Source organism: Streptomyces sp. MK7, assembly GCF_032658145.1.
GTDB classification, from domain to species: Bacteria; Actinomycetota; Actinomycetes; order Streptomycetales; family Streptomycetaceae; genus Streptomyces; species Streptomyces spiralis.
This window is the reverse complement of sequence record NZ_JAVACL010000019.1, coordinates 136,043-151,176: the sequence shown is the minus strand read 5'-3', so window position 1 is coordinate 151,176 and position 15,134 is coordinate 136,043. Positions and strand designations below refer to the sequence as shown.

Genomic DNA, 15,134 nt, shown 5'->3' with positions numbered 1-15,134 from the left:
TCTTCCACCGGCCCCCGTGGTTGGGGCGCCCCCCCCCCCCCCCCCCCCCCCGCCACCGGCATGTCCGCATACGTTCGTCCCGTTGTGAGCCGCCGACGCGACGGCGGCTCCCGGTAGGCGGAGACGGAAGAGATCGGGGGTGCACGCGTGCGCATCGGACTGGTGACGGAGGGTGGCTATCCATATGTGAGCGGTGACGCCGGGCTCTGGTGCGAACGGCTCGTGCACGGGCTCGGGCAGCACGAGTTCGACCTCTACGCGCTCAGCCGCACCCGGCAGCAGGAGGACGAGGGCTGGGTTCCGCTGCCGCGGCAGGTCGGCCGGGTCCGCACGGCCCCCCTGTGGACGGCGGAGGACGACGGTGTGCGGTACGGGCGCCGGGCGCGCCGGCGCTTCACCGAGTGCTACGGGGAGTTGGCGGCGACCCTGTCCGGGGCGGGCGGCACCGAAGACGGCGGCGCGGAAGGCGGCCCTGAAGGCGACGCGGCCGGTCCGGGCGGCCCGGACCATGAGGCGGACCGTTTCGCCAGTGCGCTGTACGGACTGGCGGAACTCGCCCGGGACGAGGGCGGCCTCGTGGGCACGCTGCACTCGGAAACCGCCGTCCGGGCGCTGGAACGCGCCTGTCGCGCGCCCGGCGCCATGCGTGCGGCACGCGAGGCGCGCGTACCCGATCTGCTCGCCGTCGCCGCGCACCTGGAGCACGCCCTGCGCCCCCTCGCGCTCGACTGGTACGAGGACGACGGCCTCGGCGCCGCCGACCTCTGCCACGCCGCGGCCGGCGGCACCGCGGCCCTGCCGGGCCTGCTCGCCCGCCACTTCTGCGACGTCCCGCTGCTGGTCACCGAGTACGGCGTGCCCCTGCGCGCGCACTACCTGGCCACCGGCGCCGACGGAACCGCTCCGGCCGTACGGGCGCTGCTCGCCGCCTTCCACGGCAGGCTCGCCACCGAGGTCTACCGGCAGGCCACCGTCATCACCCACGGAAACGCCCACACCCGGCGCTGGCAGGAGCGCTGCGGCGCCGACCGCGCCAGGCTGCGCACCGTCCATCCCGGCATGGACGCCGCCGCGTTCGCCGAGGTCGGCGAGGAACCGGAGGCCGTCGACGCGGACACGCTGGTATGGGTCGGCCGTGTCGACCCCGCCAAGGACCTGGTGTCGCTGCTGCACGCCTTCGCCGAGGTCCGCAGGGCCGAGCCGAAGGCCCGGCTGCGCATCGTGGGCGGGGCGTCCGGCCCCGACGGGGTGGCCTACCTGGGTCACTGCAAGGCACTGGCCGCCCAGTTGTTCCCCGACGAGGCCGAGGGGCCGCACACCGTGGGCGACAACCCGGTGTCCTTCGAGGAGATCGGCGGACCAGAGACCCCGACCCTCGCCGACGCGTACGCCTCGGGCGCCGTGACCGTCCTGTCGAGTGTCGTCGAGGGCTTCCCGGTCGGTCTCGTCGAGGCCATGTTCTGCGGCTGTGCGACCGTCTCCACGGACGTCGGTGCGGTCGTCGAGGTCATCGGCGGTACGGGGCTGGTGGTGCCCCCGCGCAATCCGCGGGCGCTCGCCGAGGCGTGCGTGACACTCCTGCGCGACCCGGAGCGCCGTGCCCGCCTGGGCGCCGCCGCGCGCGCCCGCGCACTCGAACTGTTCACCGTCGAGCAGAACATCGCAGCGTTTCACGGCATCTACCTCGAGATCGTCTCGCGCTGCCCGGTCCGGCGCGTCGTCCTGGACGACTCCGGCGAACCGCTCCCGTTCGCCACCCCGGCCGAGGCCCACGTCCCCGGCCACTGGACCGGCACGGCCGCCTCAGCACCCACCACGGCCCCAGCAGTCCCCACCGCCCCAGCAGCCCCCACGGCCCCGGCCGCACCCCGCCCGGGCCCCGCCTGGGCGAACGCCGCCTCCGTCCGGCCCGCGGCCCCCACATCCACCACGGAGGCCGCCCGATGACCACAACCGGAGAACCCGGCCACCCGTTCACCCCCGCCACCCCACAGCCGCGCCCGGCCCCCGACCACGCCGAGGGGTTACGCCCCGGTTCCGCCGCCGGCGAGCAGGATCGCTCCGTCACGGCCGTCGGCACGCACCCTCACTCCGCCCCCGGCCTCGGTGAACCATCGCGCCTCGGCGCCGGTGCGGCTGACGGTGGTGCGGCACCCGACTCCGGGGCCGCCTCCGAGCGGCGCGTGCCCGGGGCCGCTCGGCGCGGTGCCGTCGATCCCGTCAAGGCGCTGCTGCACCGTCACCGTGACCTGTGCGAACGAGCCGTCGACCCCCTGGAGATCGCGGCCGGTCTCGAGGCGCACGGCGTCACCGACCGCACCGCCGCCCGCTTCCGTCACCGTGACGTCTTCTCCTTGGCCGAGGAGATGTACGCCCGCGTCTCCCGTGCCCCGGAGGCACCGCCGGCCCCCGAAACCACCGACGTACCCAGGATGGCCGTCGACCGGGTCGTGCTCAGCCTGCTGCCCGGCGCCCTGTGCGCGGCAGCGGTGACCGGGCTGCGTCTGACCGAGTGCCGGACCCGCCTGGCGGTGGCCGTGGCCGGAGTCCTCGGCGTGGCCCTGGGCGTACGCGCCCTGCTCCGCCGCGGCCCCCTCGGCACGCTCGTACACACACCGGCCGGCACCTCCACGCCCGGCACACGCGCCTGGACGTACTGGCTGATCGCCTACGCCGTCCTCGGTGACGGCCTGCTCGGCGCGGCCGTCACCGGCGGTCCCGACGGACTTCCCGACGGCACCGCGACCGGCCCCTGGCCCCTGGGCATCGCCCCCGCACTGGCCCTCGCGCTGGGCTGCGCCCCGGCGGCCTGGGCCGCGCACCTCTTCGCCGTACGCGCCCGGCGCCGGCTGGCGGCCAGCCGCGGCCTGGAGGAGTTCGCCGCGTCCGTACGCCCTCTGCTCCTGGCCGCGTTCGGACTGTTCCTGGGCGCCCTGGCCGCCCTGCTCGCCGTGTGCGGTGCCGTCCTGCACCAGCCCGCCGAGCCTGCCCCGGCCCTGACGCTCGGCGCTCTGCTGCTGCTCGCCCGGCTCCTCACCATCCACGGCTTCACCCGTGCCCCGGCCGTGGCCCTGGCGGCAGCGGCCACGGTCGAGGCGGTCGCCCAGGCGAGCGTCTTCGCCGCCCGTCTCCCCGGCTGCGGCCCGTTCGCCACCCCGGTCGACACCCTGGTCGCCGCCTGGGGTCCTGGCTGCGTACCCGCCCTCGCCTGCGGCACCGCGGCCCTGGCCCTCCTGGTTCACGCGACCCGGGCCCTGAGCAGGGCCTCGGCACATGCCCGAGCGGAGGGACAGCCGTGACGAGCACCGGGCCGACCCCGCACAGCCCCGGCCGTCCGCGTCCTGCCTCCGGGCGGACCCGGCGGGCCCCGGACGCCGCGCGGTGCGGGGCCCACCCACACCGACGTACCCATGGACGCGATCGCACCAGGTCGGAGCCGCAGGCAGATCCGGCCTGCCGGCCGCGGGCGTCCGGCCGCACAGCCGGAGCCGAACGCACCACCCTCTTGAAGGAGAACACCACATGACCACCGCCCGATCCGGAGCGTCCGGAGCATCCGGAGCCACCGGAGCGCACACCCCGGGAGCCGCCCGATGAGGGTTCTGCTGATCGGAGCCAACGGATACCTCGGCCGCTTCGTCGCCGACCGCCTGCTCGCCGACCCGGCCGTCCAGCTCACCGCCCTCGGCCGCGGCGACGACGCCGACGTCCGCTTCGACCTCGCCACGGGCAGCCCCGGTGCCCTGACCCGCTTCCTGGACGCGGTCCACCCCGGAGTCGTCATCAACTGCGCCGGAGCCACCCGGGGCGGAGCCCGCGAACTCACCCGGCACAACACCGTCGCCGTCGCCACCATCTGCGAGGCGCTGCGCCGCAGCGGCTGCGGTGCCCGCCTGGTGCAGATCGGCTGCAGCGCCGAGTACGGCCCCAGCCAGCCCGGATCCTCCACCGCCGAGGACGCCGTGCCGCGCCCCGGAGGCCCGTACGGGGTCAGCAAGCTCGCCGCCACCGAACTGGTCCTCGGCTCGGGCCTCGACGCCGTCGTGCTCCGCGTGTTCTCGCCCGCCGGGCCCGGCACCCCGGCCGGCTCGCCGCTCGGCCGGCTCGCCGAGGCCATGCGCCGCGCCATGCAGGCCGGCGACGGCGACCTCAAGCTGGGCGGGCTGGGCACCCAGCGCGACTTCGTCGACGTACGCGACGTGGCCCGTGCCGTGCACGCCGCCTCGCTCTCGGCCGCCCAGGGCGTCATCAACATCGGCTCGGGGCGTGCCGTCCGGCTGCGCGACGCCGCCTCGGTCCTGGCCCGCGTGGCCGGATACGGCGGTGCGCTCCATGAACTCGACGCCCCGCACGGCAGCCATCTCAGGTCCTCGATCGGGCACCCCCGCACCGACCCGGAGCACCCTTCCCCGGCCGCGTACCCGTACCCCGACGGCTGCGGCAGCTGGCAGCAGGCCGATGTGCGCACCGCGCGGGACCGGCTCGGCTGGCGGCCCCGGATCAGCCTCGAAGAGTCCCTCGCCGACATCTGGATGGAAGCGGCATGCCGTATCTGACCAGCACTCCACCGGGCACCTCGAGCACCGACGTCCGTACCGGCCTCGGCGCCCCCGGCTGTGCCCACCCCCTGCTCGCCCCGGCCGAGTGGAACACGCTCACCCGGCCGGGCACGCCCCTGCACTGGGTCGTCCTCGACGTCGCCGACGGCCCCGGCGTCCAGCCCGACCCGCACTGCCTGGACGTGGCCGGACGCCTGCGCAACGCGGGTGTCCGCGTCCTCGGCCGCATCGACGGCGCCCACGGCGCGCGGTCGCGGATCGACGTGATCGCCGACGCCCACCGCTACCTCGAGTGGTACCGGGTCGACGGCTTCCTCCTGGACCGCTGCCCCGTCGACCGCACAGGGCTGCCCGAGACCCGCCGCACGGTCACCTCGCTCCGGGCGCTGACTGACGATGCCCACATCGTCCTCGGCCACGGCACCCATCCGCATCCCGGCTACGCCGAGAACGCCGACCAGTTGGTGACCTTCAGCGGGGCCTGGAGCGACTACCGCTTCTCGCAGGCGCCGGAGTGGACCGCCGACTATCCGCCCGAGCGTTTCTGCCACTTCGTGCACGGCGTCCCGCGCGGTCATCTGGATGAGGCGCTGCGCATCGCCCGCTGGCAGGGTGCGGCGACGATCTGGCTCACCGACCGCACGGACCGCGGCGGCCGGGCCGACGCCTGGGAGAACCTGCCCGGCTACTGGGACGAAATCGTCTCGCGGGTCGGACCAGGTGTCTCGGAATGAAGGAGGCCGTGGCAGTGTTACGAGAAGAACAACCGTAGTGATTGACCGACCAACGGAGTCCCCGTGTCGCTGCCACCCCTGGTCGAGCCAGCTGATGAGCTCACCGTAGACGAGGTCCGCAGGTACTCCCGCCACCTGATCATCCCGGATGTCGGGATGGACGGGCAGAAGCGGCTGAAGAACGCCAAGGTGCTCTGTGTGGGCGCCGGTGGCCTGGGCTCGCCGGCGCTGATGTACCTGGCCGCGGCGGGCGTCGGCACGCTCGGCATCGTGGAGTTCGACGAGGTCGACGAGTCGAACCTGCAGCGTCAGATCATCCACAGTCAGTCCGACATCGGCCGCTCCAAGGCCGAGTCCGCGCGCGACACCATCACGGGCATCAACCCGTACGTGAACGTCGTCCTTCACGAGGAGCGGCTCGAGGCCGACAACGTGATGGACATCTTCAGCCAGTACGACCTGATCATCGACGGCACGGACAACTTCGCGACCCGTTACCTGGTCAACGACGCGTGCGTGCTGCTGAACAAGCCGTACGTGTGGGGTTCGATCTACCGCTTCGACGGCCAGGCCTCGGTCTTCTGGTCGGAGCACGGTCCCTGCTACCGCTGCCTCTACCCGGAGCCCCCGCCCCCCGGCATGGTTCCCTCCTGCGCCGAGGGCGGCGTCCTGGGCGTGCTGTGCTCGTCCATCGGCTCCATCCAGGTCAACGAGGCCATCAAGCTCCTGGCGGGGATCGGCGAGCCCCTGGTCGGCCGCCTGATGATCTACGACGCCCTGGAGATGCAGTACCGCCAGGTCAAGGTCCGCAAGGACCCCGACTGCGCGGTCTGCGGCGAGAACCCCACCGTGACCGAGCTCATCGACTACGAGGCCTTCTGCGGCGTCGTCTCCGAGGAGGCCCAGGCGGCGGCCGCCGACTCCACGATCACTCCGAAGCAGCTCAAGGAGTGGATCGACGACGGCGAGAACATCGAGCTCATCGACGTCCGCGAGCCGAACGAGTTCGAGATCGTCGCCATCCCGGGCGCCCGTCTGATCCCGAAGAACGAGTTCCTCATGGGCACCGCCCTGGAGAGCCTCCCGCAGGACAAGAAGATCGTCTTGAACTGCAAGACGGGCGTCCGCAGTGCGGAAGTCCTCGCCGTACTGAAGTCCGCGGGCTTCGCCGACGCCGTCCACGTCGGCGGCGGCGTCATCGGCTGGGTCAACCAGATCGAACCGCACAAGCCGGTGTACTGATCATTCTTTCCGCTGGCCGGCGGAACACCAGAGGCCCACGGCTCTGACCAGCTCAGATGCCGTGGGCTTCTGTCGTCGGTCGCCGTCGGTCGTCGTCGGGCGGCGTCGCACGGCCCGGAGACGGCCCGGCGGCTGCCGCTGGACCAGCCTGCCCTTCTGGATGTTCCGGGAAGGGATGTCCTTGGGCCGGGGTCCAGACGAGAATCCCGGCCCGATTACGGCGGGCCGGGATTCTGTGTTGTGCGCCTGGCCGGAGGGCGCCGGCCCGATTACGGCGGGCCGGGGTTGTCCAGCATGTGCATCACGCGGTTGCTGTTTTTAGTATCCGCCGTCGTATCCGCCGTCGTATCCGCCGTCGTATCCGCCGTCGTATCCGCCCCCGTCGTGGCGCTTGACGACGCGGAAGCTGCCGACGACTCCGTTCCTGACCTTCACGCCGCCTCTCACGTCGTCCTCGTCGTGGTGCTCGCCCTTCTCGTGGTGCCTGCCCTTGTCGTGGTGCCTGCCCTTGTCGTGGTGCCTGCCCTCGTCGTGGCGCTCGTCCTCGTCGTGGTGCCTGCCCTCCTCGCAGTTCTCGTCCTCGTCCTCGTCATGGATCTTCGGGCAGACGTTGTTGGCCTCGCTGTGGGGGCCGACGGTGGCGATGGGGGCGCCGTTGTCGCAGGTGACCCCGCGGAAGAACTCGACGGTGTTGCGGCTGTCGTTGCGAATGTTGAAGCTCGTGGAGCCCAGGCCGCTGATGACGACCATGCAGCCGTCGGGGCGGCCGGAGAATTCACGCTCGTTGATGTGGATCCTGCCCTCCTTGTGATGGCGCCTGCCCTCGTGCTCGTTGCCCCCGTGCTCGTTGCCCCCGTGCTCGTTGCCTTCGTTGCCCTTGCCGGTGTTGCCGCCCTCTCCGCCCATGGGTGCCTGGGCGGCGATGGCGGTCGGGGCCACCTGCGCCTGGGGGGCGGGAGCGGCGGTGGCGTAGGTGATGCCGGTCGCGGTCAGTGCCGCGACGGCCGCGACTGCCGTGGCGATCGCGTGGGAACGGGTCATGATCATGTTCTTTTCTCTCCTTCTCAGATGCAGAGGCAGGCCCGCAGTGACAGCCGGTGCGTGATTGAACGTACTAACACCCCCTATTGCTGTCATATCGAGCAAATCGGGACCCCCGGCTTCGTGGGGCTGATCGGGTGTGCAGAGGCCCTCTACACCGCTCCGAAGAAGAAATGATTGACCGTCAAAATCCTTTGCCACAGGGGAAATTGAATGGCAATTAGCCCCTACAGGTGATCTTCTGACGCCTGCTCACCCGCTGTGGCGGTGGGCCGCCGGGAAGTGTCGGCGAGTCGCTGCTTGACGTGGCACGGGCGCGATGCTGTCCGACGTCCCCGGCCGGCTGCGCCGAGCGTTCGAGCATGCCGTGCGGATCGACAGCGCCGGAGAGCGACCGCACACCGGCCAGGATGCGGCGCAGCGGCTGTTGCTACGGCGCACGGCCGGATTCGTGGGCGTAGTGGTCTGCTGGATGATGCTCATCGGCCTGGCATCGCATCAGCTGATGCCGCCCCTCTTGTTGGTTCCGGTGGTAGTCGGCTTCGTCCGCGACTCTCCGGCTTCCGGCCGTGCACGAGTGGATCGGGGTGACGCTGCCGGCGGGGGGACGTGGGTGCCAGGGGGTGTCCGCGGCCCCCGCCGTCGTCAGGAGCAGACCTTGCCGTTTCTCGGTACCGAGCCGTAGAGGAGGTAGGCGTTCACTGTCGAGTCCACGCAGTCGCTGCCGCTGCCGTAGGCTCCGTGGCCCTCGCCCTTCCAGGTGAGTTCGACTCCGACGCCCTTGCCGAGTTCGTCCGCCATTTTCTTCGCGCCCTCGTAGGGGGTCGCCGGGTCCCCGGTGTTGCCGATCACCAGGATGGGGGCCGCCCCCGGCGCGCTGACCTGAGGGGTGTCGTACTGTCCGGGCACCGGCCAGTCGTGGCACCAGCCGGCCGTGTCCCAGGCCATGTACTCGCCGAAGACGGGCGAGATCTTCTCGAATCGGGGCAGCAGCTTCCTCGTCTGTTCGGGGGTCGGCCGCTGCTTGTCGTCCAGGCACGATATGACCCGTTGGGCGTGGGTCGTCGTGCCGTAGTGGCCCGAGGTGTCGCGCTCGTTGTAGGCGTCGGCCAGCGACAGCAGTCCGGAGCCGTCCCCCTTCTCCGCCGCGTCCAGGGCACCGGTCAGCGCCGGCCAGCTGTTCTTGCTGTACAGCGGGGTGACGATGCCGGTCAGTGCCAGTGTCTGCGTCAGCTTCCGCCCGGAAGGTGTGGGCAGCGGCTTGGCGTCGAGTCGCCTCAGCAGGCCGGCGATCCTCCGTGAGCCCCCCTCGGGATCCTCGCCGGTGGACTTCAGGTAGTCGTTCAGCGCCCGCTGGAAGCCCAGGGTCTGGTTCATGGCGTGGCCCACCGAGTCGGCGGTCGGGTCGACGACCGCGTCCAGCACCAGCCGCCCCACGTGCCGCGGGAACAAGTGGGCGTACACGCCGCCGAGTTCCGTGCCGTAGGAGATGCCGAAGTAATGCATCGTCCGGTCACCGAGGACCTGCCGGATCAGGTCCATGTCGCGGGCCGTGTCGATCGTGGAGACGTGTGCGAGCAGCTTTCCGGCGGCCTTGGCGCAGCCCCTGCCGAAGTCGGCCGCGTCCTCGAGGTAGGTCCGTTCCTCAGCCGGGGTGTCCGGTGTCGCGTCGATCGCCTCGGCGGCCCGGATCCGCCGGTCGTCGCGGCAGCGGACGCCCTCACTCGCGCCGACCCCGCGCGGGTCCCAGCTCACCAGGTCGTATCGCTGCCGTAGGGCGCCGACCGCGGAGCCGTACGCCGGCAGTGTGGCCACGCCGGAGCCGCCGGGACCGCCGAAGTTGAACAGCAGCGAACCGGTGCGCTCACCGGTGGCCTTCGCCCGGATGAGGGCGATGCCGATGGTCTCGCCGTCCGGCCGGGACCAGTCCAGCGGCGCCCTGAGCGTCGCACACCGCCAGTCGCCGCCCGGCGCGGGCGAGCCGGAGCCGGCCTTGCAGCGGCCCCAGTCGAGCCGCTGCGCGGTGAGCGAGGCGGGCAGCGGCCGGGACGACACGGCGTCGTCCGGTGACGCCGTCGGTGTGGCCGCCGGGCCGGAGCGGCCCTTCCCCTTGCCCTCGCCGGTGTCCCCGCCTCCACCGGTTGATCCGCTGCCGCACCCGGCCAACAGCACCGCGGCGGCGACCACGGCCGTCCACTGCATGAGACGCGACATGGCGCATCCCCCCTCCCCAACTCCCGCGGATCGGCCGCGGGTAAGCACGTCAGGCCATGGTAGGCGGCCGCCACCACATCCGTGGAACCCTGTGGATAACCTTCTGACCTGGTCTTTTGTGGCTAGGAGCAGACCGTCCCGGCCGCCGGGGCCTTGCCGTCGAGCAGGTAGGCGTTCACCACGTTCTGCACGCACTTGTTCTTGCTGTCGTACGCGCCGTGTCCCTGTCCCTTGTAGGTGAGTTCGACGGCGACGCCCTTGCCCAGCGCGTCCACCATCTTCTTCGCTCCCTCGTACGGGGTCGCGGGGTCGCCGGTGTTGCCGACGACGAGGATCGGCGCCGACCCGGGCGCGCTCACATCGGGATGGTCGGCCGCGCCGGGCACCGGCCAGTGGGTGCAGGTGAGCATGGACCAGGCCAGGAAGTCCCCGAACAGCGGGGAGACGGCCCGGAACTCGGGGAGCTTCCGCTCCACATAGGCCGTGTCGTACCGCTGTTTGTCGTCGGAGCAGTTGATGGCGACGTTCGCGGCGGTGAGGTTGCTGTATTCCCCGTTCTCGTTGCGGCCGTTCAGCGCGTCGGACAGCAGCATCAGGATCCTGCCGTCGCCGGCGTAGGCCTGCTGCAGTCCCTCGGTGAGCGGTGACCACAGCTCCTTGGAGTACAGGGCCTGGGCGATGCCGTTGGTCGCGGCGCTCTCGGTCAGCTGGCGCGGGAACATACCGGGGATCGGTTTGGCGTCGAGCTTCTTGAGCAGCGCCGCGACGCGGTTCTGGACGTCCTGTGCGGAGTTCCCGATGGGGCACTTCGTGGTTGTGTCGGACACGCAGGCGCGCGCGAAGTTGTCCATGGCCAGCTGGAAACCGCGGGCCTGGCCGAGCGAGGTCTGCTCGGGGGTCTGGGTGGGGTCGACGACCGCGTCGAGCACGGCGCGGCCCACGTGCCGGGGGAACAGGTGGGCGTACACACCGCCGAGTTCGGTGCCGTAGGAGATGCCGAAGTAGTACATCCTGGGGTCGCCGAGGACCTGGCGCATGAGATCCATGTCGCGGGCCGCGTCGGTGGTGCGCACATGCGGAAGGATCTTCGCGGAGTTCTTCTCGCAGCCCGCGTTGAACTGCTCGATGTTCTTCAGGTACGTGTTCTGCTCGGCCTGGTCGTCGGGCGTCGCGTCCTGCTGGAAGTACTGGTCGAGCCGCGCGTCGCTCTCGCAGCGCACACCCGCGCTGCGGCCCACCCCACGCGGGTCGAAGCTGACCAGGTCATAGCGGGTGCGCAGCTTGGCGTAGTCCTGGGCGAACGAGGGCAGCGCGCTCACACCGGATCCACCCGGACCGCCGAAGTTGAAGATCAGCGACCCGATGCGCTTGCCGGGTCCGCTCGCCTGCGCCCGGATCAGGGCGATGTCGATCGTGTCGCCCTTGGGCTTGCTCCAGTCCAGGGGAGCCTTCATGGTCGCGCACTGCCACTTGGCGCCGCCGGGCAGCGGGGAGGGAGCCGCGCCGCCGCCCTCGGACCCGGACGGGGCGGGGCAGTCCGTCCACTGAAGCTTCTGGGCCGTGAGATCCCCCTCGTCGGGGCCTTCCTCGGGTGTCGCGCCGTCGCAGCCCGTCGCAAGGGCGGAGAGCAGGACGACGGTTGCGGTCAGGGCGGCTGCGCGCAGCCCGCGGGGGCTCTGCATGTCTCCATCCTCGCGCCGAGGGCAGTCTCCCGCGCCGCGACGCGAGCCGTCCGGAGTAAGTACGACCCGCTTGCCACAGAACGAATCCTGAGTCGCGGGAAGCCCTTGAGGCACAAGGAGCTTGAGCCACAAGAGGCTTGAGCGACAGAGAACCCTGGAGCTACATGAAGCCCTTGAGCCACAGAAAACCCTAGAGCTACAGGAAGCTCTTGAGCTACAAGGATCCCTTGCGCGTCAGATGGTTGAAGGCCAGCCAGCCCGGCAGCACCGGCAGCCACAGCGTCAGCAGCCGGAACATCAGTACCGCGGGAGCGGCCACCTCCTTGGGCAGACCCACGGCGATCAGACCGACCGTGAGGGTCGCCTCGACGGCGCCCACGCCACCAGGAGTCGGGGCGGCCGAGCCGAGCGCGTTGCCGGCCAGGAAGACGACGGCGACGCTGGCGATGCTCAGTGAGGTCGACTCGTCCCCGAACGCCCGGACGGAGGCGTCCAGGCACATCACGAAGCAGGCGGTCAGCAGCAGCATGCCGCCGATGCCCGTGATCAGCTTCTGCGGCCGCTGCAGCACGTCCAGCATGCGCGGCACGACACCCGCGAAGAGCGACCGTACGCGCGTGGCGACGAACTTGCGCAGGAACGGCACCGAGGTGACCACCAGCACCAGCACGGCGACGGTCAGCAGCCCCGCGATGACCGTCCGGGACGGCGACAGCGACGGCGTCTTCTCGGTGCCGGTCAGGTAGCCGAACGACAGCAGCATCAGGATGTGACAGCCGAGCCCGAACAGCTGCGACGCGCCGACACTCGCCACCGCGAGCCCCGGTCGTACGCCGGCGCGTTGCAGGAAGCGCGTGTTGAGGGCCACACCACCGACCGCCGCCGGCGCCACGATCTTCACGAACGACCCGGCGACCTGGGCCGCCACCGTCCGCGGGAACGGAACCCGCTCCGGCACGAATCCCAGCAGCGCCATGGCCGCAGCCACGTAGCTGAACGCCGAGAACAGCACCGCGGCCGCCAGCCAGCCCCACTGCGCGTTGGCGAAGAGGGTGCCGAACTCGATGTGCGTGAGCTGCGTCAGCAGGTAGTACGCGCCGATGGCACCGGCGATGAAACTGATCAGCGTGCGCGGCCGCACCCGCTCCAGGCGGGCCGGCTCGACCGGCGCCTGCGGCCTGATCCGCAGCACCTGGTGGCGGATCTGGGTGAGCAGATCCTCCTCGCGGGCCTCGTCCAGGGCCTCGTCCATGGCCCGCTTCTGCGCCCGTGCCTCGGCCCGCTCGGCCTTCTTCTCCGTCTTCCTGTCCGGCTTGTCGAGGACGACCCCGGTGACGCTTCCGGTGGTGTCCTGGGCAGCCTGCTCCAGCCGGGCCTGCTTGTCCTTCCCTGACGCCTCGAGGACCGCCTCGCGCTCCCGTTGCGCCCGCTCCCGGGCCAGCCTGCGCAGCGTCGCGCGCGTGGAGCGCGTCAGCGCGATCGGCTGCAGCATCGGCAGGCAGTCGGCGACCGCGTCCGGCCCCAGCACGCCGACGGCGGACGCCACGGCGCGTTCCGCCCCCACCCGCAGTCCGAGCGTCGTCAGCAGCTGGGCGACATCCATGCGCAGCAGCAGGTCACCGGCGGCGATCTCGCCACCGCGCAGATCGGTGAGGATCACCCTGCCGGAACGATCCACCACGATCGCGTCACCCGCCAGTCTGCGGTGCGCGATGCGCCGGGACTGCAGAGCCCGTACCTGGTGCCAGGCGTGGCGCAGCAGATCGTCGGTGATCTCGTCGTCGGGCAGCGAGTCGAGCGTGCGCCCACCGGTGTGCTCGTAGACGAGCATCACGGCGTCGGGGCCGAGCTCGGAGGTCGCGATCAGCTTGGGGGCGTTGGCGCCGGCCGCGATCGCCGCGTACGCGAGCAGCGCCTCCTGCTCCAGGGCCTGGCGCAGGGACTGCAGGCTGCTGCGGGTGGCGAAGCCGCGCAGTGTGAGGTTGCGCCACACCCGGTAGAAGAAGCCCTGCGCCTGCTGCTCACGGTCGACGACGGTGACGTCCAGCGGCGGGCCGTCCTCCAGGGTGACGAAGTAGCGCCGGCCACGGTCTGCGCTGTCCGCGGTCTCCGGAACCTCCTCGCGGGCCGCGCTCACCGGGTGGAAGCCGACCGTGCGCAGCCCCGCCATCAGCGTCCGTCCCGTGGGACGGACGTTCGGTGAGCCGACCGCGTACAGCGTGCCGTAGGCGATGGACCAGCCGATCAGCACGGTCAGGATGATCGAGAACGGTGTCGTGTAGCCGGTGACCAGCATCGAGAACGCGTCGAGCAGCAGCACCATCCACAGCACCGAGCGCCAGCGCGGTCTGCGGGACATGCCCACCGCCGTCATGTACGCGATGACGGGGGCGAGGTAGCCGTGTACGGGGTCGGTCAGCGCGTGGATGTCGCCGGGGGAGGGCTGGGTGAGCGCCTCCTGGATCGAGTGCGGGGCTCCCTTGGCCACCCACAGGTCGGTGGCCAGCGTCACCCCGTGCGCGAGGACCGCCGCCAGCACGCCGTCGGCGATCCGCAGCCCGTCCCGTTTGATCAGCCGTTCGATCGCGAAGGCGACCGGCACCAGCAGGATCGCGATGCTGGATCCCAGTCCGGCGATCTTGATGAGCAGGTCGGGCGCCTGGCCGGTGCCCTTGTTGATGTCCTGTTCCAGGCCCGAGGTGGTGCCGTGCGCGAACGCGGCGATCGCGAGCAGTACGACGACGGCGAGCACGCCCACCAGCAGCCGCATCAGGTCCGAGGGACGGTGCACGCGCGCGGGGAGCAGCGGTTCGTCGCCCTCCAGCTCGTCGATGTGGGCCACGTCGGCGGTCCCGTCCGGCTTCTTCTCCGCCGGAGCGGCCGCGTCCGCCGCAGCCGTCGCGGCCGTCTCAGGGGAGCCCGCGCGTCCACGGCCGGCCTGGGCGTCGGTGGTGTCCGCGCCGTCCCGGCCGTCCGTGCCTTCGGTGTCCGGGCGCGATGAAGCGCCAGAGGTGCCCTCCGCGTCGTCGGGGTGCACACCCTGCTGCTTCATGGTCTCTTCTTGGTCTCGTATCACCGGTCACCGTCCGCACGATGGTGGCATGCCCCACCGACACACGGGGACATGAGGGTGCATATGCGGGGTCCGACAGTCTGCCCCAAGCGCCGTCCGGGAGCGAGGGGCACACCGCGTCACGAACCGGTCACACTGTCGGTGGGGTGGGGCAGGATGGGACGGATGAGCGAAGTGAGCCTTCCGCACGACGGCCGCCCCGAGCGGGGTGAGGCGCTGCCCGAGTACGCCGAGCGTGTTCTCGAAATCGCCGAGCTGATTCCGCCGGGCCGTGTCATGACGTACGGGGACGTCGCGGAATGGCTGGATGAGGGAGGCCCCCGCCAGGTCGGCCGCGTGATGGCCCTCTACGGCGGCGCCGTCCCGTGGTGGCGGGTCGTGCGCGCCGACGGTGTCCTGCTGCCGGGGCACGAACTGCGGGCGCTCGCGCACTACCGCACGGAGGGCACGCCTCTGAAGGAGGCGAGCAGGGCGGCCGAGGGCCACCTGCCGCGGCTGGACATGAGGCGGGCCCGCTGGGACGGCGACGGCGGCGAACGTGAGCAGGGTCACACCTGACAGCTTCCGCCATCCGACGGGCCGACGGGGA

General features: G+C 71.5%; 10 protein-coding genes. 6 read left to right on the top strand and 4 right to left on the bottom strand.

The features are described from left to right. Positions 1-147: 147 nt before the first annotated feature. The 5 genes from R2S09_RS21805 to moeZ all read left to right on the top strand — a co-directional run bounded on the left by R2S09_RS21805 (position 148) and on the right by moeZ (position 6,535). Positions 148-1,947 (top strand): DUF3492 domain-containing protein, encoded by a 1,800-nt coding sequence (locus R2S09_RS21805; RefSeq protein ID WP_316742728.1) that lies wholly within the window; start codon positions 148-150, stop codon positions 1,945-1,947. Continuing rightward, the gene (locus tag R2S09_RS21800; protein ID WP_316742727.1) at positions 1,944-3,299 is read left to right on the top strand and encodes a hypothetical protein; all 1,356 of its coding nucleotides are present in this window, start codon (positions 1,944-1,946) and stop codon (positions 3,297-3,299) included. The genes R2S09_RS21805 and R2S09_RS21800 overlap by 4 nt, the downstream gene beginning before the upstream one ends. Before the next feature lie 294 nt (positions 3,300-3,593). Beyond that, on the top strand, positions 3,594-4,556 hold the full coding sequence (locus R2S09_RS21795; RefSeq protein ID WP_306190496.1) for an NAD(P)-dependent oxidoreductase: 963 nt from the start codon (positions 3,594-3,596) through the stop codon (positions 4,554-4,556). Continuing rightward, the gene (locus R2S09_RS21790; protein WP_316742725.1) at positions 4,544-5,293 is read left to right on the top strand and encodes a spherulation-specific family 4 protein; all 750 of its coding nucleotides are present in this window, start codon (positions 4,544-4,546) and stop codon (positions 5,291-5,293) included. The genes R2S09_RS21795 and R2S09_RS21790 overlap by 13 nt, the downstream gene beginning before the upstream one ends. Before the next feature lie 63 nt (positions 5,294-5,356). Then, on the top strand, positions 5,357-6,535 hold the full coding sequence (gene moeZ / locus R2S09_RS21785) for an adenylyltransferase/sulfurtransferase MoeZ (RefSeq protein ID WP_306190498.1): 1,179 nt from the start codon (positions 5,357-5,359) through the stop codon (positions 6,533-6,535). 318 nt (positions 6,536-6,853) lie between these two features. Here the strand turns inward: moeZ and R2S09_RS21780 are convergent, their stop codons facing one another. From R2S09_RS21780 to R2S09_RS21765, 4 genes are all read right to left on the bottom strand, one after another. Further along, on the bottom strand, positions 6,854-7,582 hold the full coding sequence (locus R2S09_RS21780) for a hypothetical protein (protein WP_316742723.1): 729 nt from the start codon (positions 7,580-7,582) through the stop codon (positions 6,854-6,856). 639 nt (positions 7,583-8,221) lie between these two features. Further along, positions 8,222-9,790 (bottom strand): alpha/beta hydrolase, encoded by a 1,569-nt coding sequence (locus R2S09_RS21775; RefSeq protein ID WP_316742720.1) that lies wholly within the window; start codon positions 9,788-9,790, stop codon positions 8,222-8,224. 122 nt (positions 9,791-9,912) lie between these two features. Then, positions 9,913-11,472: an alpha/beta hydrolase gene (locus R2S09_RS21770; RefSeq protein ID WP_316742719.1), complete on the bottom strand. Its 1,560-nt coding sequence runs from the start codon at positions 11,470-11,472 to the stop codon at positions 9,913-9,915. A 214-nt stretch (positions 11,473-11,686) separates the two neighbouring features. After that, the gene (locus tag R2S09_RS21765) at positions 11,687-14,524 is read right to left on the bottom strand and encodes a lysylphosphatidylglycerol synthase domain-containing protein (RefSeq protein ID WP_316742718.1); all 2,838 of its coding nucleotides are present in this window, start codon (positions 14,522-14,524) and stop codon (positions 11,687-11,689) included. Positions 14,525-14,710: 186 nt separating this feature from the next. Here R2S09_RS21765 and R2S09_RS21760 point away from each other — a divergent pair, with 186 nt between their 5' ends. Next, positions 14,711-15,103 (top strand): MGMT family protein, encoded by a 393-nt coding sequence (locus R2S09_RS21760; protein ID WP_306190503.1) that lies wholly within the window; start codon positions 14,711-14,713, stop codon positions 15,101-15,103. The last annotated feature ends 31 nt before the right edge of the window (positions 15,104-15,134 follow it).

What these genes read in the sequence shown, in the direction of transcription:
- R2S09_RS21800 (WP_316742727.1), top strand. Translation starts at nt 1,944, where the DNA reads ATGACCACAACCGGAGAACCCGGCCACCCGTTCACCCCCGCCACCCCA.
- R2S09_RS21795 (WP_306190496.1), top strand. Translation starts at nt 3,594, where the DNA reads ATGAGGGTTCTGCTGATCGGAGCCAACGGATACCTCGGCCGCTTCGTC.
- R2S09_RS21790 (WP_316742725.1), top strand. Translation starts at nt 4,544, where the DNA reads ATGCCGTATCTGACCAGCACTCCACCGGGCACCTCGAGCACCGACGTC.
- R2S09_RS21780 (WP_316742723.1), bottom strand. Translation starts at nt 7,582, where the DNA reads ATGATCATGACCCGTTCCCACGCGATCGCCACGGCAGTCGCGGCCGTC.
- R2S09_RS21775 (WP_316742720.1), bottom strand. Translation starts at nt 9,790, where the DNA reads ATGTCGCGTCTCATGCAGTGGACGGCCGTGGTCGCCGCCGCGGTGCTG.
- R2S09_RS21770 (WP_316742719.1), bottom strand. Translation starts at nt 11,472, where the DNA reads ATGCAGAGCCCCCGCGGGCTGCGCGCAGCCGCCCTGACCGCAACCGTC.
- R2S09_RS21765 (WP_316742718.1), bottom strand. Translation starts at nt 14,524, where the DNA reads ATGAAGCAGCAGGGTGTGCACCCCGACGACGCGGAGGGCACCTCTGGC.
- R2S09_RS21760 (WP_306190503.1), top strand. Translation starts at nt 14,711, where the DNA reads ATGAGCGAAGTGAGCCTTCCGCACGACGGCCGCCCCGAGCGGGGTGAG.